The following is a 21,216-nucleotide window of genomic DNA, read 5'->3' on the forward strand; positions in this document are numbered from 1 at the left end:
GCCGGCCGGCAGGCGGCCGGGCATGCGACCGCGCCAGCGATCGAGTGGGCGGCCGGGCGAGCGTGCGACCGCGCTGGGCGAATGAATGCGCGGCGGGAGGGTTCGCGGTCGGGCGAGTGACCGTGTGGGCGTGGCGAGAGAGTGGGCGGTGGGAGGGCTTGCGGCTGGGCGAGTGACCGCGTGGGCGTGCTAGCCAAAGCGCGGCGAGTGGGTGGGTGGCCGGGCGAGCGGGCGACCGCGCCAGCGAATGAATGCGCGGTGGGAGGGCTCGCGGTTGGGCGAGTGACCGCGTGGGCGTGCGTGGGCGTGCCAGGCAGTGGGCGGCGTATGAAGGTTCTGGCGGCGGGTAGTGGCCCGGGCATGGCGGAAATGACGGTTGGTGACCATCTTCTGCGGCGGCTGCGGGAGGTTGGGGTCCGGCACGTCTTCGGCGTGCCCGGTGACTACGAAATGGAGTTTCTCGACCAGATCGAGGCCGCGGACGGGATCGAGTGGGTCGGCAACTGCAACGAGCTGAACGCTGCGTACGCGGCGGACGGGTACGCGCGGCTCAACGGGATCGGCGCCGTCGTCACGACCTTCAGCGTCGGGGAGCTCAGCGCGCTCAACGGCGTTGCGGGAGCGTTCGCGGAGCTGGTGCCGGTCGTGTCGATCGTCGGGACGCCGGCGACGTTTGTCATGCGGGACAAGCGGGCCGTGCACCATACCGCCGGGGACGGGGAGTTCGGGCGGGCGGCGGCCTGTGCGGCGCAGTTCACGGCGGCGCAGGTGATGCTCGACCGGGACAACGCCGCCATCGAGATCGACCGGGCGCTCAGTCTGTGCTGGCTCACGAAGCGGCCGGTGTACCTCATGCTGCCGTGCGACGTCGCGTACCAGACGATCGACGCGCCGGACGGGCCGCTCGCGCTGCCGGAGCCGACGACCGACCCGGCGGTGCTGGCGCGGTTCGCCGACGACGCGGGGGAGCGGCTGCGGGCGGCCACATCCGTTGCGCTGCTCGTCGGGCCCGAAGTGGACCGGTACGGCCACGCGCCGCAGCTGCTCAAGCTCGCCGAGGCGCTCGGCTGTCCGGTCGCCGCGCTCAGCACCGCGAAGGGCGTCTTCCCAGAGGACCACGACCAGTTCGTGGGCGGGTACACCGGGCGGATCGGGGACCCCCAGGTGCGGCGGGTCGTCGAGCAGGCGGACTGCCTGCTCGCGATCGGTACCCAGTTCGCCGACACGGTTACGGGCGGGGTGCCGGACATCGACCCCGGCCGCATCGTCGCCGTGCACCCGACGGCGTCGTCAGCCGGCCGCCGGCAGTACCCCCACCTCTCCATGACGGACGCGATGCAGGTCCTCGCCGGGGCGGGCGCGCGCCCGGCGGCGACGATCACCCAGGCCCGCCGGGTCACGGCGCCGGCCGCGAAGCCGCAGGAGGGCCGGCTCGTCCAGGAGCGGTTCTGGACCCGGATGGCCGGCTTCTTCGAGCCCGGCGACGTCGTGATCGCCGACCAGGGCACCTCGTACGCGGGCAGCTCGGCGTTGATGCTGCCGCGCGGGTGCTCGTTCGTGGGACAGCCGCTGTGGGGCTCGATCGGCTACACGCTGCCGGCGCTGCTCGGCACCCTGCTCGCGGCGCCGGCGCGGCGGCACGTGCTGTTGATCGGGGACGGCTCGCTGCAGCTGACCGCGCAGGAGCTGTCGACCGTGCTGCGGCGCGGGCTGACGCCTGTGGTCGTGATGATCAACAACGGTGGGTACACGGTGGAGCGGTGCATCCTGGGCGCGCACGCGGAGTACAACACCATCGCGCCCTGGCGGTACGACAAGCTGGTCGAGGCGTTCGACCCGGCCGGCCGCGCGGTCACCGCACGGGCCACGACCGAGGCCGAGCTGATCCGGGCCCTGGAGACGGCCGGAGACAAGCGGGACCGGCTGGTCTTCATCGAGGCCGTGATGGACGAGCTGGACGCCCCCGAGCCGCTGGTCCGCCTCGGCAAGGAGATGTCGTCGACCGACTACCACCCGGCAGGCGTGCCGTAAAAAGCCGAAAGCCGAAAGCCGACGCCGCCCCGGCAGGGACGCCGTAAAACGGGGCGGTCGCGATGCCCCGGGGCCGCTATGCTCCCCGGGGCATCGAGGCACGGGGGCAACAGTGAGCTTCACCTTCAGGGTCGACCTGCGCGGCGTGGTCGACCTGCTCAGTCACCATCTCTACGCGACGCCACGGGTGTACGTGCGGGAGCTGATGCAGAACGCCGTCGACGCGATCACCGCGCGGCGGCTGACCGACCCGAGGGCGGCCGGGGACATCTGGTTCGAGCCGCCGGAGCGCACCGGCGACGGCACGCTGCGCGTGCACGACACGGGCATCGGCCTCACCGAGGCGCAGGTGCACGACCTGCTGGCCACGATCGGGCGCAGCTCCAAGCGCGACGACCTCGGCTTCGCCCGGCACGAGTTCCTGGGGCAGTTCGGCATCGGCCTGCTGTCGTGCTTCATGGTCGCCGACGAGATCCGCGTCGTGACCCGCCGCGGCGACGCGCCGACCGTGCTGTGGACCGGGTTCGGCGACGGGCGTTACGCGGTGGAGCTGCCGGAACAGCAGCGCGCCGAGCCGGGCACGACGGTGACCCTGGTGCCGCGGCGCGGCGAGGAGCACTGGCTGGCCGAGCGGACGGTGCGGGAGCTCGCCACGCTGTACGGCTCGATGCTGCCGATCGGCGTGCGCGTCGGTAAGGACGGCGCCGACACGGTGACGACCGGCCTGCCGCCGTGGGAGCCGGGCGCGAACGAGACGCCGGCGGCCCGCTGGGCGCGGCTGGCCGGATACGCGCAGGAGGCGTTCGGCTTCACGCCGTTCGACATCGTGGAGCTGTCGGCACCGGAGGGCGGCGTGCGGGGCGTCGCGTTCGTGCTGCCGGCCCCGGCCAACCCGGCGGTCCGGGTGGCGCATCGGGTGTACCTCAAGCAGATGCTGCTGTCGGAGGACGTCGAGGGCCTGCTGCCGCCGTGGGCGTTCTTCGTCCGCTGCGTGTTCGACACCACGGAGCTGCGGCCGACGGCGAGCCGCGAGGCGCTGTACGACGACAGCCTGCTCCAGCAGGTGCGCGAGACGCTCGGCAGCGGGCTGCGCAGGTGGCTGGCCGGCCTGGCCGCGACCGACCCGGCCCGGCTCAGCTCGTTCCTGCAGACCCACCATCTGGGCGTGAAGGCCCTGGCCGTGCACGACGACGAGATGCTGCGCCTGATCCACGAGTCCTGGCCGTTCGAGACCAACGTCGGTCCGCTGACGCTGGCCGAGTTCCACGACCGGTACGGCGTGGTGCGGTACACGACCTCGGTGGACGAGTTCCGGCAGACGGCGGCGGTGGCCGCGGCCCAGGGCATCCCGCTCGTCAACGCGGGCTACGTCTACGAGGCGAGCCTGCTGCAGCGGCTGCCGGTGGCCCGGCCGGACGTCGTGACGGAGGTGCTGACCCCGGCCGACCTGTCGATGCGGCTGGAGCATCTGACGGCCGAGGAGGCGGCGGCGCTGCGCCCGTTCCTGGCCCTCGCCCAGCGGGTGCTCGACCGGCAGGGCGTCGAGGTGTCGGTGCGGGCGTTCGACCCGCCGAGCCTGCCCGCGCTGTACCTGCTCGACGGCGAGGCCGCGTTCCAGGGCGACCTGCGCCGCGCCCAGGCCGACTTCCAGGCCGGCTCCGACGACCTGTGGGCGTCGCTGCTCGGCGCGGTCGCGACCGGCCGTGACGAGCGGCCGCGGCTGGTGCTCAACCACCGCAACCCGCTCGCCCGGGAGGCGATGAACGCCGGCGACGAGCAGCTCACGACGTACGCGATCGAGGGCCTGTTCACCCAGGCGCTGCTGCTCGCGCGGCAGCCGCTGACCCCGGCCGCCACCGCGGCCTTCAACCAGTCGCTGCTGGGCCTGCTGCGGCTCGCGCTGGAGGGACGGTCATGACCACGCCGGAGCCGGACCTGCAGCGGATGCTCACGGAGGCGTACGGGCTGGAGCGCGGCCCGGCGCGCTGGGCCGCCCTGGACGCGGTGTTCCGCCATGCCGACGCCGCGGACAACCCGGCGTTCGGGTTCCGGGCCCGGATGAGCGCCATCTCCGACCTGCACCACAGCGGCGAGTACGCGCGGGCCCTGACCGCGTTCTCCTGGTGCCTGGCGACCTTCGACCGCGCGCCCGAGCTGACGACCGCGTACGACGCGCACCGGCTGCTGTGGCAGTACAAGTGGATCGTCTGGGAGGTCACCCAGTTCCCCGGCGTGACCCTCGACCGCGCGACGGGGCTGCTCGACGACATGCAGCGCCGCTACCAGGCGGGCGGGCACAGCCTGCACGCCGTGTTCCAGCACCGCGGGCTCGTCGCGCAGCACCTGGGCGACCTCGACGGCGCGGGCCGGTGGTACGGCGAGATGCTCACCGCGCGCCAGGACGCGCTGTCCGACTGCGCCGCCTGCGTCCCGTCCGGCCACGTCGCGCATCTCGTCGCCGCCGGGCGGTACGAGCAGGCGGTCGAGGTCGGCGCGCCGTACACCGACGGCGGCTGCACGGAGCAGCCGCACTGGATGCTCAGCGAGCTGCTCATGGCCTACCTGCACACGGGCCGGCTGGACGAGGCGGCGAAGGGGCGCAAGCGGGCCTACGAGCGCATCCGCGACAGCCGCCACCACCTCGAGCTCATCGGCCTCAACCTGGAGTTCTGCGGCCGCTCCGGCAACGAGCGGCACGCGCTGCCGATCGTCGAGCGGCACCTGCCGTGGCTCGACCGGCCCTCGTCGCCGTACGCGGCGCTGGAGTTCGCCTCCGGCGCGGCGCTGGTGCTACGGCGTCTCGCCGAGCGCGGCGACGCCGGCGCGCCGATCCGCCGGCGCAGCGACGACGGCACCCGCCAGTGGGTGTCGACCGTCGGGCAGACCCATGACGAGCTGGTCGTGCTCGCCCGGAAGCTGGCCGCCGAGTTCGACGCCCGCAACGGCAACGACTATCAGGGCCGGCGCATCGAGGCGCGGCTCGCGGCGGCGCCGGTCGTCGGCGAGCTGCCGCTCACCGTGCTCGGCGGCCGGCCGATCGCGCCGGTGCCGGGCGGTGCGGCGACCGCCGCGCTCGTGCGCAGGGTCGCCGACCTGACCGCGGCGGGCGACCGGGCGGGCGCTGCCCGCACCCAGCTGGAGGTCGCCTACGCCCTGCGCAACGCGGCCCAGTGGAGCGACGCGATCGAGACGGCGGAGGAGGCGCAGCGCAGCCTCGACGGGGCCGGGCTCACCGAGGACGCGGTGGTCGCGCGGTACCTCCTGGTCGAGCTCTACCGGCGCAGCAGCCGCCACTGGGACCTGATCGCCGCGCTCGTCGACGAGCTGATGGCGGCGCCGGTGTGGCCGCCGGCGCTGCCGCCGCGGGCCGCGGTGCTGGAGGACGCCAGCTTCGTGCTGGACTGGCAGCGCGGCGTCGAGCAGCGGATCCGGGCGGCCGACCTGTACCGCGCCGCGGGCGACCCGGCCGCCGAGGCGCGCTGCCTGCACAGGTCGCTGCCGCGGCGCCACGACGGGTACCCGGCCGACCCGGACCTGGTGACCCGGCTCGACGCCCTCATCGCGGCCGGTCACGTGCCCGCCGCCGACCTGCCGGGCGTGCAGGGCGGGCTGTCGCGCATGCAGGAGCTCATCGGCGACCTCGAGGGCGCCCTCCAGCGGGTCGCGCCGTACCCGTTCCCGCTGTGGCAGGCCCACCTCCTGCTCCGCCTCGGCCGCCCGGCGGAGGCGGAGGCCCTCGCCCGCCCGCTGATGGACGCCGACGACGGGGGCGTGAACTGGACCGCGTGGGTCCTCGTCGCCCGCAGCCTGCGGGCCCAGGACCGGCCCGCCGAGGCCGTGGCGCTGATGGCGGAGCACGGCGTCGACGAGTACTACGACCTGGACGGCGAGGACGACCTCATCGACGACATTCCGGACGACGACAACTACTGAACATCCGACAGTCGGCGGGGCTCCCGGGGTGTAATACTACGGCGCTAAGCAGGGGCAACAGCGGCCGGACGGGAGCCAACCTCGATGCGCGAAATGCTTGTCGCGGTGATCACCGCGGGGAAGACGGTGTTCGGCGGGTTTATCTGGATCGCCAACTCCGTGAAGGCCACAGTGGCGACCTACCTCACCCTGATGCTGATCAGCGGCGCGCTGTACAGCGTCTTCGAGGAGAAGAGCATCGGCGACTCGTTCTGGTGGGCGGTCGTCACGGCCTCCACGGTCGGCTACGGCGACACCTACCCGACCACGGTGCCCGGCCGGATCGTGGCCGGCCTGCTGATCTCCATCATGGTCCTGGTCGTCATCCCGCTCATCACCGCGCACTTCGCGAGCAAGCTCATCGTGGACAACGACGCGTTCCGCCACGAGGAGCAGGAGGAGATCAAGCAGCACCTGCGGGCGATCCGGGCGACGCTGGAGCGCATGGAGGCCGAGCGCGGCGCGCCCCTCAGCGAGCAGTAGGCGGCAGGCCCGGGAACGACGGCGGGCGGCGCTCCAGGTAGCTGCGCACGCCCTCGGCCAGGTCGGGGCCGGTGAACGACGCCGCCATGAGCCGCTCCGACTCGGCGACCGCGGTGGGCAGGTCGGTGTCGAGCGCCCCGTACACCTGCGCCTTGATCGTCGCCATCGACGCCGGTGCGCAGGTGTCGGCGAGGGCCTGCGCGTAGGCGACGGCGGCGTCCAGCAGTTGGTCGGCGTCGACGACCCGGTCGACGAGGCCCATCGTGAGCGCCTCGGCGCCGGTGACGACCCGGGCCGACAGCAGCAGGTCCAGGGCCCGGCTCAGCCCGACCAGCCGGGGCAGCAGCCAGGCGATGCCGTACTCGGCGATCAGGCCGCGCTGCGCGAACGACGTCGTCAGTTTCGCGTCGGGCGTGGCGAAGCGCAGGTCGCAGTACAACGCCTCCACCAGGCCGAGTCCGGCGGCCGGTCCGTTGATCGCGGCGATCAGCGGCTTGCGCAGCGTGAGCGGGAAGGTGCGGGCCCGCGGCCGCGGCGGCACGTCGGCACCGTCGGAGATCGCGGCGAGCGCCGCCAGGTCGGCGCCGGCGCAGAAGCCCCGGCCGGCCCCGGTGACCACGACGGCCCGCACCGACGGGTCGTCCTCGGCCTCGTCGAGGCGGGCGAAGTACGCGTCCTCCAGTTCGTTCGTCCACGCGTTGAGCCGCTCCGGCCGGTTCAGCACCAGCACCAGCACCGGGCCGCGGCGCTCGGCGAGCACGAGATCTTCCATGGCCTCCGACGGTAGGTGACGGCGTACCCGGATCCAAGTTTCGAAGCGTGACGGTTCGGTATGCGGTGCCGATGGAGTGGACCGTGATCCCGCCGCTGCTGGTCGCCATCCTCCTCGGCGCCGTGCTGGGGCTGGAGCGGGAGTTGGGTGCGCAGCCCGCCGGCCTGCGCACCCACATGCTCGTGGCGGCCGGCGCGTCGCTGTTCACGATCGCGGGGTACGAGGTCGGCGACGACGACCGCACGCGCATCGCGGCGCAGGTGGTGACCGGCATCGGCTTCCTCGGCGCGGGCGCCATCCTCCGCGAGGGCGCCACCATCATCGGCCTGACCACCGCGGCGTCGCTGTGGGTGACCGCCGCGATCGGCCTGGTCGCCGGGCTGCGGCTGTACTGGGCGGCGGCCGCGGCCACGGCGATCGCGCTGGCCGCCCTGTGGCTGTTCAAGGTGGCCGAGGCGCACTGGCTGCCCGACCGGCACCGCATCCGGGTGACGCTGACGCTGGCTCCGGGCTTCCCGCTCGACGTGGCCGAGCGGGAGGCGTCCGCGGCCCTGGCCGGCGCGGCCGTGCTCCGGGTCGGCTACGCCGGGCCGGACCAGCTGCTCGTGCTCACGGCGCGCGGCGACGGCGCCGCGTCACTGCCGGCGGTCGCCGAGCGACTCCGCCGGCTCGACGGCGTCGAAGGCGTGGAGATCGAGCGCTGACACGGTCTGGAGCCGGAGACCGTCCCGGCGGATCTAGGGCACCGGGTCGTGCGTGCCCCGGGGCGTCGAGGCGTTGCAGCGGCGGATGCGGGCCGCGGTGAGCCGTGAGCCGGTCACCAGGCCGTACCGGCGGACCGCCTCCAGCCCGTAGCTGCTGCACGTCGGGGTCTGCCGGCAGCGGGTCGGCAGGTGCGGTGACAGGAACCGCTGGTACCCCCGGATCGCCGCCACGCCCGCCCGCCCCGGCCCGCTGGCCGAGCGGCGCGGCGGGCGGCCCGGGCGGGTCAGCGCGATCGCGCCGAGCAACAGCGAGCTGAGCAGGAACGGGTTGCAGTCGCACCCGTCACAGCCGTCGCACCCGTCGCAGCCGCTCAGGTCGCAGGACGGCGCCCCGCTGAACCAGCTCTGCTTCTTGCCCTGTTCGGCGTCGATTCCCTCTTCCACGGGCGGATTGTGCGGAGTCGGGCCCGGAATGATCAAGACTGCTGTCGCCTGTCCGTCGGACGAACGGCACTGCGCGCCGTCCAGCTGTGGCGGTGACGGCCGTCACACCGGGCGTCACCGGTTCGCCCGAAGTCTCGTTGACTGGGCATGCAGGCAGGGCCGCGCCCCCTCCGGACCCTGATCGTCGCCGTGTCCGGAGTCGGTCTTCTGTACCTCACGTGGACGCTGGTCGGCCCGTTCGGGCTGGACATCGGCCGCCGCCACGGCCTCACCGTCGGCGAGTGGGCACTGCTCGGCACCATCCCCGTGGTGGTCGGCATGCTCGTCCGGGTCCCCGCCGGGATGATCGCCGACCGGTACGGCGCCCGCCACCTGCTGCCCGCCGTCAGCACCGTCGCGGCGCTGTCGGTGCTGGCGCTCCAACTCGCCGACTCCGTGCCCGCGCTGGTCGGCGTCGCGTGCGCGGTGGGGCTGGCGAGCGCCGCCTTCCCGGCCGGTGCCGGGGCGATCATCCGCGCCTTCCCGCCCGGCCGGCGCGGTGCGGCGATGAGCCTCTTCGCGGCCGCCGTCTGCCTTGTCACGGCGGGCGGGATCGCGTCGCGGGCCCTGCCGGTCGGCGCGCCGGACATCGGCCTGCGGATCCTGGCGGGGGTCCTGCTCGGGTACGGGCTGCTGGCCCACCGGCTGCTGCGCGGCGACGTCGACCGGTCCGCGCCGCCGCCGGCCCGCCATCCGGGCCCGCTCGCGCTGATCCGGGCGCCGGCCACCCGGCACCTGGCCGTCTGGTTCGGCGTGTCCGGCGGCGGCGTCAACGCGCTCGGCCTCACAATGCCGTCGTACCTGGTCAACGCCTACGGGCTGAGCGCGCGAAACGCGTTCGTCGGCACCGCGGCCACCGTGGCATTGTGCGCCGGAGCGGCCGTGCTCGGCGGCTGGCTGAGCCGGCGCCACGACTCGACGGCCGTGCTGCGCGGCTGCTACGCGACCGTCGCGCCGCTGCTGTTGCTGCTGGCGTTCCACCCGCCGCTGGCCGCCGTCGCCGCGCCCGCCCTTGCCGGGGTTGCGGTCGGGTTCGGGGTCGCCCTGGGTACCGTGTGCTCCCTCATCGGCCGTGTGGCACCGGCCCACCACGCGAGCGCCACCTACGGCGCGGTCAGCGCGGTGGGCAGCGCCATCGCCATGCTCCCGGCGCTGCTCGTGATCGGCGTGTACGGCATCGACGGCTCGTACACCATCGCCCTCATGCTGCTCGCCGGCGGCGCGGTCGCCAGCGCCGGCAACCTGCACGCCCGTCGCCGCTGGCTCAGCGCCGCGATGCACTTCCCGGTGCCGGCGACCGCCCCGCCCGACGCCGCACTGACCGTCGTGTCGCTGTCGGCCCGGCAGGTCCGTTCGCAGTTCGGCGACGTCATCTCGGCCCTGGCGGCGCTCGCGACCCGGCACGAGCTCGTGGTCGTGTTCGAGCCGGACCCGGCGGCCGACGCCGCCCGGCTGATCACCGGCCTGCGCCTGCGCCTGCCCGCCCACACGATCCTGGCCCTCAGCGCCGGCACCCCGCCGCACCCGCACGAGACCGCCGCCGTGGCCGAACAACTCGAGGCAGGCGCGCTGCCGGTGGTCCTGGTGGCGGCCGGCGACGCCATCCCGGCCGCACTCATGCTGGGCGACCAGATCCACGCCGACCAGGTCGTGCACCTCGCGCCCGACCGGGTCGACGGGCTCGTCCACTCGGTCGTCCGTGAGGTGCGGCACAGGACCGGGCCGATTCCGCCGCCGCTGCGTTCCCTCGAATAGGTCGTCATTCGGTCGTCATTCGGGAGAGATCATGCGGCGCTGGGTCGGCGCCGCGGGCGTCGGATACGTGGTGCTCGCGGGCCTGGAGAACCTCGACTTCCTCGCCGTCCCCGGCCGCGGCGACCCCGCGCTGCCCGCGTACTACGCCGCGAACCCGGGCGGCCTGCGCCTGTCCGTGCTGGCCGGGGCGCTCGCCCTGGTCGCCTACGCGCTGTTCGCCGCCGGCCTGTGGGCGCTGCTGCGCCCCCGCCCCGGCGCGTGGCTGGTGCTGGCCGCCGGCATCGCCGGTCCGCTGGTGGCCGCCGCGTCGCTGCCGCCGCGCCTGCGCGCCGACCATGCGCTCCACCTCGACCTGCGCCTGGCCGGGGGCGTCCTGCTCGGCGCGACGCTCCTGGGTGTGGCCTGGGCTCCGGGTGTACTGCCACGCCGCCTCACATCCGCCGCCGCACTCGTCGGCGCCGTGCTCGTCCCCGCCGGGCTCCTGGCGTTGCTCGCCGGCGACCCGCGGCTCGACGCGCTCGCCTTCGCCGGGTTCGTCGCCGACGCCGTGTGGATCGGCCTGGCCGCGCTGTGGCTGCTGCTGCCGCGCCCCGCGACCTGGCCGCAGACCGTCGCCTGGATCGTGTTCTTCGTGGTGAGCGTCGCCGCCGGGGTCAGCGGCGCCGCCCTGCTCGCCTTCCCCGCCGGCACCCGGTCGTTCTTCGCGTGGCCGCTGGGCCCGCCGCCGCTGGCCGCCACGATCGGCGGCTGCTACCTCGTGGCGACGCTGCTGTACGGCCTGGCCCTGCGCGCGGGCGGCCCGGCCCGCCGCTGGCCCGAGGCCCGCGGCCTGCTCGCGGGCGTGGTGGCCCTGTCGGCGCCGATCTTCGTCGTGACGCTGCACCACCTGGAGGCGTTCGACTTCCGGGTGTGGCAGGCGTGGGCCTGGGTGGTGCTGTTCGCCGTGTTCCCGGTGGCGGCGCTGGTGGCCCTCCGCTGGGGCCGTCCGGGTCCCGCGCCGGCCGGGCCGTTCCGGATGTACCGGGTGGCGGCGGCGGCCTACAGCGCGCTGCTCGCGGCCGCGGCCGGGACGCTGCTCGCGGCGCCGGCGGTGGCGGCCCGCCTGCCGGTCGCGGCGGGGCCGTTCGGGGCGCGGGTGCTGGCGGGCTGGTTCGTGCTCGCCGCCGTACTCGCCGCCTGGGTGGCCCTGCGCCCGCCGGTCGAGACCCGGCTGGCCGCGCTCGCGCTGCCACTGTTCGCCCTGGTGTGGCTGATCGCACCGCTGCGCGGCGGCGCCGCCTGGTCGCCGGCGTGGTCGACCCTGACCGCGGCGCTGCTGCTCCTGGGCCTGCTCACGCTGGCCGGGGCGCGAGGCCGCGCACCGGCGAGGCTCCGCACGGTGGTCGCCCACCACCCGTAGCAGACTCCCTCGGCCCGGTCTGATCCTCTGCGACCGGGGCCGGGCGGCACAACGGTGGCACGAAGCGGTCAGCGCGCGCGGCGAGGGCTGGACGCGGCCCACTGGGCGAGGGCGACGAACCAGCCGAGCAGCAGCAGCCACAGGTACGGGTCCGGCAGTTCGATGCGGCTCTCGGCGATCTGCGTGGCCGGGGCGAGCGCCGGTGGTGCCAGGTGGGGGATGAGCCAGTCCGGGGCGAGGACCGACGCCGCCGTCACCAGGTTGAGGATCAGCAGCGCGGCCGTGGTGCCGGCGCCCAGCGCGGCGACCTGGCCGCCGAGGCGGCCGGCAATGGTCATGCCCGCGGCGATCAGCACGATGGCCAGCAGGGGGCCGGCCGGGATCGGGGGCGCCACCAGGACGACGGCGGCCCACGCGGCCGCGGCGGCGGTGCCGGCCGCGGCGCCGGTGAGCAGGGCGCGGGGCGTCGCGGTCGAGCGCTGTGCCGTCAGGGCCTGGCCGGCGGCGAGGTAACCGGCGAACATGACCCCGAAGACGGGCACGCCGCCCAGGTCGGGGCCGGTGCGGCCGGCCACGAACAGCACGGCCTCGACGGCGAGCACGCCGACCAGGACGTAGCCGATGGTCCGCACGAGCCGCGCGGCCCGGCCGCCGCCCACCGGGCCCAGCGGGCCGATCACGCCGAGCTCCACGACCAGGGCCAGCACGGCGACGAGCGCGACCACGCCCCACCGCCGCGGCGGCTCGCCGATCGTCGCGCTCCACCGCACCACGTACGCCACCAGGGCGATCGGCGCGAGCAGGTACCCGGCCCGCAGCAGCACCCCGGGCCGCGTGACGATCGCGGCCACGCAGCCGGCGGCGAACCGCCGGCGGTCGGGCCGCAGGTCGATGCCGGCCAATTCGGCCGACATCGCCGTGCCCCAGTCGCGCCGGCCCGCCGGCAGGAGCCGGGTCGCGGCGGCGAGCGCCCACGCGGGCGCGTCCCGGTTCACCAGGCGCTCCGCGGCCGCAGCGGCGCGGGGCGGGCCGGCTCGGGGGCGAGCGCGACCTCCTCGGCGAACTGCCGGCCGCCGTCGGTCAGCCGGTACAGGTGCCGGGGTGGTCTTCCCGGCGGCGGGTCGGTCTCCCAGGCGGCGTCGAGCAGCCCGCGGTCGCACAGCCGCATGAGGATCGGGTAGAGCGAGCCGGCCTTGAGGTCGACCTCCTGGCCCAGCTCGTATCCGTACCGCCACGCGGACGGCTCCGCGGCGAGCGCGGTGAGCACCGCGACGGTCTGCGGCGACGGCCGCCGGTTCCGAGTCACGCGGTAACTCTATATAGGTAGAGAATTCTTGGGAAGCCCTCAACCCAGGTGGGCGGCGAGGTGGTCGGTCACCTCGCGGGCGTCGTCCTCGATGCCGTGGATGAACGTCGACTTGCGGCGGCGCAGGACCGGCAGGCCCAGCGCGTAGAGGCCGGGGGCGGCGACCACGCCGCCGTCGTGCTCCAGGCGGCCCTTCGCGTCGACGACCGGCACGTCGAGCCAGTCGTACGACGGGCGGAAGCCGGTCGCCCACACGATCGTGCGGATCTCGCCGCTGCGCAGGTCGAGCTGCAGCCGGCTCGACGCCGGGACGCGGGTCGGCTCGAAGCGCTCGCCGGTGCCGTCGCCCGCCCACGCGTCGAACGTGTCCAGCAGGCGGTTCAGCTTCAGGTCGGCGAGCGAGAACACGTTGCGCAGGCCGCCGGAGAACAGTGCCTTCCCGTCGCGCACCGCGGCCCAGCGGCCGACGAGCCGCACGTCCAGGTCGGTGAGCGCATTGAGGTCGAGCGTCGCGCGGCCGGGGGAGCCGACGAGCTGTGGCGAGGGGAGGCTGCGGGCCCGGGTGAGGTCGTCGATCTCGTCGTACCGCTGGCTCCACACGCCGGCGGCGTCCATCCACCAGAGCACGTCCTTCCCGCGATACAGCCGCGGAAGGCGGGTGTGCTCGCCGACCGAGAGGGTCACCGGGCGGCCCGACCGCTGGAGCTCGGCGGCGAGCTGCACGCCCGTCGCCGACGCGCCGACGACGAGGACCCCGCCCTCGGCGAGCTTGGCCGGGCCGCGGTAGTCGAACGGGGTGAGCTGCTCGACCTCGGGCGGCACGGCGCCGGCGAACGGCGGCACCGTCGGGCGGTTGCAGGCGCCGCTCGCGATGACCACCGTCCGGCAGGTCAGCTCGCCCTGGTCGGTCGTCACGCGGTAGCCCGAGTCGGTCCGCCGGACCGACGTGACCGTCGTGCCGGTCCGGACGGGCGCGCGGGTGACGGCGGCGAAGCGCTCGATCAGGTCGACCACCTCGCTCATCGTCAGGTACCCGTCCGGGTCCGGCCCGTCGTACGGCAGGCCGGGCAGGCCGCTCTGCCAGTTGGGTGTCAGCAGTCGCAGTGAGTCCCAGCGCTCGCGCCGCCACGAGTTGGCCACCTCGCCGCGCTCCAGCACGACGTGGTCGATCGACCGGTCGGCGAGGAACCGGCTGGCGGCGAGACCGGCGTGGCCGGCGCCGATGACGACTGTGGTGACGGCTTCGATGACGGGACCTCTTCAGCTGATCTGCTCGCGGGCCTGTCGGCGCTGGAGCCGGCTCTTAAGCGACTTCGACGGTGACGTCGGTCGGGTTGGTGAGCGCGTCGAAGACGGCCGAGCGCTTCTGCGACTGGGCGACGAGGGCCTCGATCTCCTGCTTGCTGGCGTCGGCGTCGATGTTGAAGGTCACCTTGATGTCGTTGAAGCCGTTGCGGACGTCACTGTCGGCGCCCAGGATGCCGCGGATGTCGTGCTGGCCCTCGACGGACGCCTCGACCGAGCGCAGCTGGATGCCCCGGTTCTGGGCGACCGACGCCACGCCCGCCGTCAGGCAGGCGGCCAGCCCGACGAGGAGGTACTCGATCGGGGTGATGCCGTTGTCCTCGGCCGCGAACACCTCGGGGTGGTCCGCCTCGAACACCGACTCGCTCTTGTGGCTCTGCTCCTGGCCGAGCCCGTAGTACTTCTGGATCCGGGTGGTGCTGTGCACCCCGTTCTGCCACTTCGACGAGGCCCGCCAGGTGAACTGCGCGGCCTCCGGCGCGCCCTGCAGCGCCGTGCGCGCCTCCAGTAACGCCTGGACGTTGACCCCGTTCTCGACGGTTGTCATGATGATGTACCTCCCATATTTCCGATCGGGTTGGTTGACAGTACACCGGCCGTCCGGCCCCAGGCTATGATCGCCCGCATGGAAGCGGGATCGGTCGGACGGGTCGAAACGCAGTTCCTTGACCTGCCGAAACCGGTCCGTCTGGACTGCGGGCGAGAGCTGCATCAGGTCCGGATCGCCTACGAGACATACGGCACGCTGTCGCCCGAACGGGACAACGTGATCCTGGTCTGTCACGCCCTCAGCGGCGACGCGCACGCCGCCGGCGTCTCGGCGACGCCGGGCGAGAGCACCCGCGACGGCTTCGGCGCCGAGGATCGCGACGGTACCGCGGGCAAGGGCCTCGGCTGGTGGGACGGCATGATCGGCCCGGGCAAGGCGTTCGACACCGACCGTTACTACGTGGTGTCCACGAACCTGCTCGGCGGCTGCCGCGGTACGACCGGACCGTCCTCGACCGACCCGGCGACCGGCCGCCCCTACGGCTCGGACTTCCCGGTCATCACCGTCGCCGACATGGTCCGCACCGAGCGCGCGTTCCTCGACGAGCTCGGCATCGAGCGGCTCGCGGCCGTCGCCGGCGGCTCGCTCGGGGGCATGCAGGCCCTCCAGTGGGCGGTGGCGTACCCCGAGCAGGTCGACGCCATCGTGGTGATCGCCAGCACCCACGGGCTGCACCCGCAGGGCGTGGCCTGGAACTCGATCGCCCGGGACGCGATCATGCGCGACCCCGACTGGCAGGGCGGCCACTATTACGGCACGGGGCGGACCCCGGACGCCGGCATGGGCGTGGCCCGGATGGTCGGCCACGTCACCTACCTGTCGGCGCCGGCGATGAACGACCGGTTCGGCCGGCGGCTGCAGTTCGCCGACGACGTCCGGTACACGATCACCGAGCCGGAGTACCAGGTCGAGAGCTACCTGCGCCACCAGGCCGCCTCGTTCGTCAAGCGCTTCGACGCCAACACGTACCTCTACACCTCGCGCGCGCTGACGTACTTCGACCTGGCCCGCTCGTACGGCTCGCTGCGCGGCGCCCTCGAGGGCGTCACGGCGCGGACGCTGCTCATCGCCTTCAGCTCCGACTGGCTGTACCCGCCGGCCGCCTCGCAGGACATCTCCGCTGCGTTGGAGGCGCTCGGCAAGCCGGTCGAGTTCCACGTGATCGACGCGCCGTACGGCCACGACTGCTTCCTGCTGGAAGAGGCGCGCCAGACGCCGATCATCCGCCGGTTCCTCTTGGAGAAGACCTCGTGACCTCGCTGGACCAACCCCGTGACTTCGGGTTCGAGACCCGCCAGCTGCATGCCGGGCAGCGACCCGACCCGAACACCGGCGCCCGGGCCGTGCCGATCTTCCAGACGACGAGCTACGTGTTCGAGGACCCGGAGTCGGCGGCGGCGTACTTCAACCTGCAGGAGTACGGCAACACGTACTCGCGCATCATGAACCCGACCGTCGCGGTCTTCGAGGAGCGCGTCGCCAACCTGGAGGGCGGCGCCGGCGGCGTGGCCTTCGCCAGCGGCATCGCCGCCCAGGCTGCCGCGCTGTTCACCCTGCTCCAGCCGGGCGACCACGTCGTGTCCTCGTCGGCGCTGTACGGCGGCACGGTCAACCAGCTCAAGCACCTGCTGCGCAAGATGAACGTCTCGCTGAGCTGGGTCGACCCGGACGACCCCGCGGCGTGGCGGTCCGCGGTGCGGCCGGAGACGAAGGCGTTCTTCGCCGAGACGATCGGCAACCCCGCCGGCAACGTCCTGGACATCGAGACCGTCGCGGCGATCGCGCACGAGCACGACGTCCCGCTGATCGTCGACAACACGTTCGCCACGCCGTACCTCTGCCGCCCGATCGAATGGGGCGCCGACATCGTCGTCCACTCGGCGACGAAGTTCATCGGCGGCCACGGCACGTCGATCGGCGGCGTCGTGGTCGAGGCCGGCACGTTCGACTGGTCCAACGGCCGCTTCCCGGTGATCGCCGACCCCAGCCCCGCCTACCACGGCCTGCAGTTCCACGAGACGTTCGGCACGTACGGGTACCTCATGAAGCTGCGCGCCGAGACGCTGCGCGACCTGGGCGGCGCGCTGTCCCCGTTCAACGCGTTCCTGTTCCTGCAGGGCCTGGAGACGCTGTCGCTGCGGATGGAGCGCCACGTCTCCAACGCCGCGGCGGTCGCGTCGTTCCTGTCGTCGCACCCGCTGGCATCGAATGTGACCTATGCAGGCCTGCCTGGTCGTTACGAAGCACTGGTCGAGAAGTACCTCCCGCGCGGCGCGGGCGCGGTGTTCTCCTTCGACGTGGCCGGCGGCCGCGAGGGCGGCCAGAACCTCATCCGCGGCGTCTCCCTGTGGTCCCACCTGGCGAACGTGGGCGACGCGAAGAGCCTGATCATCCACCCGGCGAGCACGACGCACCGCCAGCTGAGCGACGCCGAGCTCCAGTCGGCGGGCGTCGGTCCCGGCACGGTCCGCCTGTCGGTGGGCACCGAGTCGGTGGATGATCTGATCTGGGACCTGGAACAGGCTTTCAAGCTGGTTGGAGGCGCTTGATGATGGACCTCTCCCGCTACCAGGACCCGCTGACGATCCAGCGGGTCCTGCACGGCACCCGCACGATCGCGATCGTCGGCCTGTCGAACAACGAGCTCCGGGCGAGCTACTTCGTGGGCTACTACCTGAAGCGCCACAACTACCGCGTGATCCCGGTGAACCCGCGGGCGACCTCGATTCTGGGCGAGACGAGCTACCCGACCCTGGAGGAGGTCCCGGTCCCGGTGGACGTGGTGAACGTCTTCCGCGCCCCGGACGCACTGCCGGAGATCGCCCGTTCGTCGGTGGCCATCGGCGCGACGGCGCTGTGGTGCCAGTTCGGGGTGATCAACGAGGAGGGCGCCCGGATCGCCGAGGACGGCGGCCTCACCGTGATCATGGACCGCTGCCTGAAGGTGGAGCACGCCCGCTACGTGGGCCGGATGCACTGGCTGGGCTTCAACACCCAGCGGATCACCGCGGTCCGCGGCGGCCTCCAGTAGCTGCCGGTCACAGCAGGTAGGGCAGCAGTGCCCGGCGCTGTGGCGGGTAGGCGGGGAACTGCTCGTGATACCAGCGGTGGTTGGCCAGCGCGCGGGGCGCGAGGTTGGCGGTCGTGTACAGGGCGAACGCCAGCCCCGGCAGCGACCAGGTGGCCAGCGCCCAGCCGAACCACTCCACCATCTCGCCGAAGTAGTTGGGTGAGGATACCCAGCGGAACGCGCCGCCGTGCGGTATCCGGTAGCCGGTCTCGCCCGGGCCGCGCAGCCGGCGCAGGCGCCGGTCGGCGTCCAGGTTGACGGCCAGGCCGCCGAGGAACAGGGCGGTGCCCGCGAGGAAGCGCGGGTCGGTCAGCCAGCTGACCGGGTAGTCGCCGAGGTCGCCGATCCAGCCTGCGTTGACGTACCCGTTGAGCGTGTTGAACGCGATCGCCATGGCCACGATGCTGACCGGCATCCGGGCACCGGTGCGCATGAGCAACGGGTACACGAGCATGCGCTGGACGTAGTGCAGCTGCCACAGGGCCAGCAGGACCAGCGGCACGGCGGCGGTGTTGTGCGCGCCGGTGAGGAAGACGGCGAGGAACCACAGGACGGCCGGCGACTCCATCACCAGCCAGCCGACCCGCGCGGGCACGGTCGGCCCCCAGCCGGGACGGCCGTGCCGCCCGTAGGGCGCGGTCAGGTACCGCAGCCCGACCATCGTGGCCGCGGCGAGGGCCAGTTCCAACAGGACGAGCCACAGGTACGGGCCGGGGGCGGGCACGGCGCCGAGCCTACATCCAGGCAAGCCGATCGACTGCGCTCACGAAAGGGCTCCCTGCGCTCTGCTCCCGGCGTAGCCTGAGAAGCGGGTGCAAAGGAACCGATCATGGATATTCGGGGCTACGAGACCGGCCCGATCAAGGCGGATGCCGCGTTCACCGCAGACTTCGCGATCCCCGACGAGATACCCGTGCAGGGCCTGGTCGACATGGTGGAGATCGAGCGGCGCAGCATGGACGTCCGTCCCGGCATGCGTCACAAGTACACGCCGTTGCGCTTCGACCCGGCTACCGGCGCCCGTCAGGTCGGCGGTCGCTATCTCTTCGATACCTGGGAGCATGCGGTCGACTACAACGCGTTCACCAGCCAGGAGTTGGAGTTCGAGCCCGGCGTGAAGTTCTGGGACCGGCCGTTCTTCCTGGGCGTCGACCGGCATCTTTGGCGGGTCACCGGCGCCCATGACTTCACTCCGCTGGCCACCACGCACTACGCCACCCGCCTTGAGCGCTGGACCTACGCCGGCGAGCACGTGCAGCGACTGCTGGAACTGGCGTGGCCGACGGTCCGCGAGAACGCCGGGCGGCAGGGCCTGGCCAGCGTGTGGCTGCTGTTCCAACCGGAGGAGGAACAGATCGGCATTGTCACGGCGGTCGCGAGGGCGGACATGGAGGGCATGGATCCGGCCCAGGCTGCCTCTCGCTCGATCACCGCGCTCGAGCACAACGAATCGGTGGGGCGGTTCCTGCCCGCCGGGCTGGGCTCCGAGAAGGTCTTCGACCGTACGAGCCTGATCCTGAGCATGTGGCTACCCCGGTCACGGCTGGCCGGGGGTGCCCCGTCCGCTTTCCCGACGGCCCCGGTCCACCCGCTGCCCCGGCTGGCCGAGCAGCAGCCCGCGTAGCCGTTTCCCACGGTCAGGTAGAGCGGGCAGCTCACCGACGTCGAGGCTCACGAGGGCGTGGCGCGGCGGGCTCGGAGGGACTCGAACACCGCATATTGGCCCTCGCCGCCCGTGTGGGCGAAGTCCAGGCAGACGGCGCCGGCGTCGAAGCGGTTTCGCCACGCAGGTGAGCGAACCTACTGCCCCACGCCCCGTCCACGCTTGAGGGCACCGATCCACTTACCTCAGCCGGGCTGCAGTGCCGTTACCGCACGGGCTGCTCGACGGTGGCTCCCAGCGCGGCCAGGCGCAGGACCTCGTCGCGGCGGCGCACCCACCGGAGCCCGAGGGCGAAGGTCAGCAGCGGCAGTCCCGCGAGGGCCGCCCACTGCACGGGCACGAGCGCGATCGGGTGTCCCATGTGGTCGTTGGACGCCGCCCAGCCGGGAAGGGTCAGGTTGATCGTGAGGATCACCGTGATGACGGGTGCCACGGCGACCAGCAGCCGCCGCCGGATCGGGCCGGGCACCGTGACGACCGCCACGATGAGCGCGAGCAGCGCCACGGCCAGCCCGAGCAGTGTGAGGCCCATCGCTGTAGGAGAGGGTGACTCGATCCAGTAGCCCGATGGGCCGGACGAGATGATCAGCTCGCTCGGGAAGAATTTCAGGTAGGTCCAGCCCTCGTCGGTCCGCTGGGTGACGGAACCCGGCCCGAGGATGACGGCGATCACGTCGATCACCGTGAGCGTGACCAGGACCGTGCCGAGCCGTCGCCGACCGAGCACCGCCGCCGCGCCCCGCGAGCCGGCCGCGCTGAGCGCGACTGCCGCGACGAGCGCGAGCGCCGGCCGCCAGAGTCCGTGGACAACCGGCACGGGCGACACGTCGTAGAGGCGGACGAGGGGCACCACCTCGGCGAGCAGGGCCGCCCACGCGAACAGCGCCGCGGTCCTGCGCAGCCCGGCGAGCGCGGCCACCGCGACGGCCGCCCAGCCGACGACTTCGAGGCCCGCACTGAGCATCGAGATGCCGGCCACCGTCTCGGCGTTGAACGGTGGCCTGAAGGCTTCCGGCGGCATCCGCAGCACGACCGGCAGTCGCAGGGCCAGCAGCACGAGGGCGATCAGCGGTCCGAGCACCGCGCACGCGTCGGCCCACCCGGCGTCGAAGGCCTCTCCCCGCGACCGCTTGGTCAGCCGCAGCCGGAGCCCGTGGAAGACCAGGTTCGCCGCGTCGCCGAACCTGGGCCAGCGCTGCCCCGGGGTCGCGTCGGCCAGCATGGTGGTGAGCATGTCGGCGCCGTGCGCCCGGCGGTAGGTCGCCGGGTAGGTGCGCATCAGGCGCTGCAGGCGGGCTTCGAGCGGGGCGGTCATGCAGCACCTCCGTTGGTGAGCAGGCCACTGCGGCGCAGCCGGAGGCCCGCGGTGTTGGCCGCCGCGCGTCGCCGGTCGGCCTCGTCGGCGAGCTGGCGCGCGCCGGGCGCGGTGAGCTTGTAGTAGCGGCGCAGCCGGGACTGGACGATCTCCTCGCTGTCGATCTCGATGAGGCCCGCCTCGACCAGCTCGGCGAGGACGGCGTAGAGCGTGCCGGGCCGCAGCCGCACAGCGCCGGCCGACTGCTCCTCGGCGTCTTTCATGATCCCGTAGCCATGGGTGGGCCCGGCGGCGAGCGCCGAGAGGATCAGGAACGCGGACTCCTTCAGTGGCATGCCTCAACCATATGACGAAATCCGTTATATATCTAGGGCGTTACGCACCGTGGCGGCGGCGGGTGAGCGGTGT

At 73.3% G+C, this 21,216-nt stretch carries 20 protein-coding genes; 11 read left to right on the top strand and 9 right to left on the bottom strand.

Going from position 1 to position 21,216, the window contains the following annotated elements; genetic code table 11:
• Positions 1-369: 369 nt before the first annotated feature.
• From ABZS66_RS35525 to ABZS66_RS35540, 4 genes are all read left to right on the top strand, one after another.
• Positions 370-2,031: a thiamine pyrophosphate-binding protein gene (locus ABZS66_RS35525; RefSeq protein ID WP_354765515.1), complete on the top strand. Its 1,662-nt coding sequence runs from the start codon at positions 370-372 to the stop codon at positions 2,029-2,031.
• Positions 2,032-2,143: 112 nt separating this feature from the next.
• Complete coding sequence (locus ABZS66_RS35530; protein ID WP_354765517.1) at positions 2,144-3,949, top strand: HSP90 family protein; 1,806 nt, start codon at positions 2,144-2,146, stop codon at positions 3,947-3,949.
• Entirely contained in the window at positions 3,946-5,964 is a 2,019-nt protein-coding gene (locus ABZS66_RS35535; RefSeq protein WP_354765519.1) for a hypothetical protein, read from the top strand. The genes ABZS66_RS35530 and ABZS66_RS35535 overlap by 4 nt, the downstream gene beginning before the upstream one ends.
• Positions 5,965-6,048: 84 nt before the next feature.
• Positions 6,049-6,486 carry a potassium channel family protein gene (locus ABZS66_RS35540; RefSeq protein WP_354765521.1) on the top strand — a complete coding sequence of 146 codons (438 nt, stop codon included), beginning with the start codon at positions 6,049-6,051 and terminating at the stop codon, positions 6,484-6,486.
• On the opposite strand, the gene ABZS66_RS35545 is transcribed toward ABZS66_RS35540, so the two are convergent.
• Positions 6,473-7,258 (bottom strand): enoyl-CoA hydratase-related protein, encoded by a 786-nt coding sequence (locus ABZS66_RS35545; protein ID WP_354765523.1) that lies wholly within the window; start codon positions 7,256-7,258, stop codon positions 6,473-6,475. The genes ABZS66_RS35540 and ABZS66_RS35545 overlap by 14 nt on opposite strands.
• Positions 7,259-7,305: 47 nt before the next feature.
• Between ABZS66_RS35545 and ABZS66_RS35550 the strand changes: the two genes are divergently transcribed.
• Positions 7,306-7,962, top strand: coding sequence for an MgtC/SapB family protein (locus ABZS66_RS35550; RefSeq protein WP_354765525.1), 657 nt, complete (start codon positions 7,306-7,308; stop codon positions 7,960-7,962).
• Between the two features lie 33 nt (positions 7,963-7,995).
• Here ABZS66_RS35550 and yidD read toward each other — a convergent pair whose 3' ends face one another.
• Positions 7,996-8,406 (bottom strand): membrane protein insertion efficiency factor YidD, encoded by a 411-nt coding sequence (gene yidD / locus ABZS66_RS35555; RefSeq protein ID WP_354765527.1) that lies wholly within the window; start codon positions 8,404-8,406, stop codon positions 7,996-7,998.
• A 189-nt stretch (positions 8,407-8,595) separates the two neighbouring features.
• Between yidD and ABZS66_RS35560 the strand changes: the two genes are divergently transcribed.
• Entirely contained in the window at positions 8,596-10,200 is a 1,605-nt protein-coding gene (locus ABZS66_RS35560) for an MFS transporter (RefSeq protein ID WP_354765529.1), read from the top strand.
• Between the two features lie 31 nt (positions 10,201-10,231).
• On the top strand, positions 10,232-11,599 hold the full coding sequence (locus ABZS66_RS35565) for a hypothetical protein (protein ID WP_354765531.1): 1,368 nt from the start codon (positions 10,232-10,234) through the stop codon (positions 11,597-11,599).
• 68 nt (positions 11,600-11,667) lie between these two features.
• On the opposite strand, the gene ABZS66_RS35570 is transcribed toward ABZS66_RS35565, so the two are convergent.
• Genes ABZS66_RS35570 through ABZS66_RS35585 form a run of 4 tightly spaced genes read right to left on the bottom strand, consistent with a single transcriptional unit; the run spans position 11,668 to position 14,757 of the window.
• The gene (locus tag ABZS66_RS35570; protein ID WP_354765533.1) at positions 11,668-12,594 is read right to left on the bottom strand and encodes a hypothetical protein; all 927 of its coding nucleotides are present in this window, start codon (positions 12,592-12,594) and stop codon (positions 11,668-11,670) included.
• A complete protein-coding gene (locus ABZS66_RS35575; RefSeq protein ID WP_354765535.1) occupies positions 12,591-12,905 on the bottom strand; it encodes a PadR family transcriptional regulator in 315 nt (104 codons plus the stop codon). Before ABZS66_RS35575 ends, ABZS66_RS35570 begins: the two co-directional genes overlap by 4 nt.
• A 39-nt stretch (positions 12,906-12,944) precedes the next feature.
• On the bottom strand, positions 12,945-14,153 hold the full coding sequence (locus tag ABZS66_RS35580; protein ID WP_354765569.1) for an NAD(P)-binding domain-containing protein: 1,209 nt from the start codon (positions 14,151-14,153) through the stop codon (positions 12,945-12,947).
• A 55-nt stretch (positions 14,154-14,208) separates the two neighbouring features.
• Positions 14,209-14,757 (bottom strand): OsmC family protein, encoded by a 549-nt coding sequence (locus ABZS66_RS35585; protein ID WP_354765537.1) that lies wholly within the window; start codon positions 14,755-14,757, stop codon positions 14,209-14,211.
• A 78-nt stretch (positions 14,758-14,835) separates the two neighbouring features.
• Here ABZS66_RS35585 and ABZS66_RS35590 point away from each other — a divergent pair, with 78 nt between their 5' ends.
• Genes ABZS66_RS35590 through ABZS66_RS35600 form a run of 3 tightly spaced genes read left to right on the top strand, consistent with a single transcriptional unit; the run spans position 14,836 to position 17,791 of the window.
• Positions 14,836-16,014 carry a homoserine O-acetyltransferase gene (locus ABZS66_RS35590; RefSeq protein ID WP_354765539.1) on the top strand — a complete coding sequence of 393 codons (1,179 nt, stop codon included), beginning with the start codon at positions 14,836-14,838 and terminating at the stop codon, positions 16,012-16,014.
• Positions 16,011-17,309: an O-acetylhomoserine aminocarboxypropyltransferase/cysteine synthase family protein gene (locus tag ABZS66_RS35595; RefSeq protein WP_354765541.1), complete on the top strand. Its 1,299-nt coding sequence runs from the start codon at positions 16,011-16,013 to the stop codon at positions 17,307-17,309. The genes ABZS66_RS35590 and ABZS66_RS35595 overlap by 4 nt, the downstream gene beginning before the upstream one ends.
• Positions 17,309-17,791, top strand: coding sequence for a CoA-binding protein (locus ABZS66_RS35600; RefSeq protein ID WP_354765543.1), 483 nt, complete (start codon positions 17,309-17,311; stop codon positions 17,789-17,791). The genes ABZS66_RS35595 and ABZS66_RS35600 overlap by 1 nt, the downstream gene beginning before the upstream one ends.
• 7 nt (positions 17,792-17,798) lie before the next feature.
• On the opposite strand, the gene ABZS66_RS35605 is transcribed toward ABZS66_RS35600, so the two are convergent.
• The gene (locus ABZS66_RS35605; protein WP_354765545.1) at positions 17,799-18,554 is read right to left on the bottom strand and encodes a DUF1295 domain-containing protein; all 756 of its coding nucleotides are present in this window, start codon (positions 18,552-18,554) and stop codon (positions 17,799-17,801) included.
• Positions 18,555-18,659: 105 nt separating this feature from the next.
• Between ABZS66_RS35605 and ABZS66_RS35610 the strand changes: the two genes are divergently transcribed.
• Complete coding sequence (locus ABZS66_RS35610; protein ID WP_354765547.1) at positions 18,660-19,454, top strand: hypothetical protein; 795 nt, start codon at positions 18,660-18,662, stop codon at positions 19,452-19,454.
• 244 nt (positions 19,455-19,698) lie between these two features.
• Here the strand turns inward: ABZS66_RS35610 and ABZS66_RS35615 are convergent, their stop codons facing one another.
• Together ABZS66_RS35615 and ABZS66_RS35620 are read right to left on the bottom strand one after the other, a co-directional pair.
• On the bottom strand, positions 19,699-20,808 hold the full coding sequence (locus ABZS66_RS35615) for a hypothetical protein (protein ID WP_354765549.1): 1,110 nt from the start codon (positions 20,806-20,808) through the stop codon (positions 19,699-19,701).
• Positions 20,805-21,143, bottom strand: a complete 339-nt coding sequence (locus ABZS66_RS35620) for a PadR family transcriptional regulator (protein WP_354765551.1) — start codon at positions 21,141-21,143, stop codon at positions 20,805-20,807. Before ABZS66_RS35620 ends, ABZS66_RS35615 begins: the two co-directional genes overlap by 4 nt.
• Between the last annotated feature and the right edge of the window lie 73 nt (positions 21,144-21,216).

The organism is Dactylosporangium sp. NPDC005572 (assembly GCF_040605515.1).
Classification (GTDB): domain Bacteria; phylum Actinomycetota; class Actinomycetes; order Mycobacteriales; family Micromonosporaceae; genus Dactylosporangium.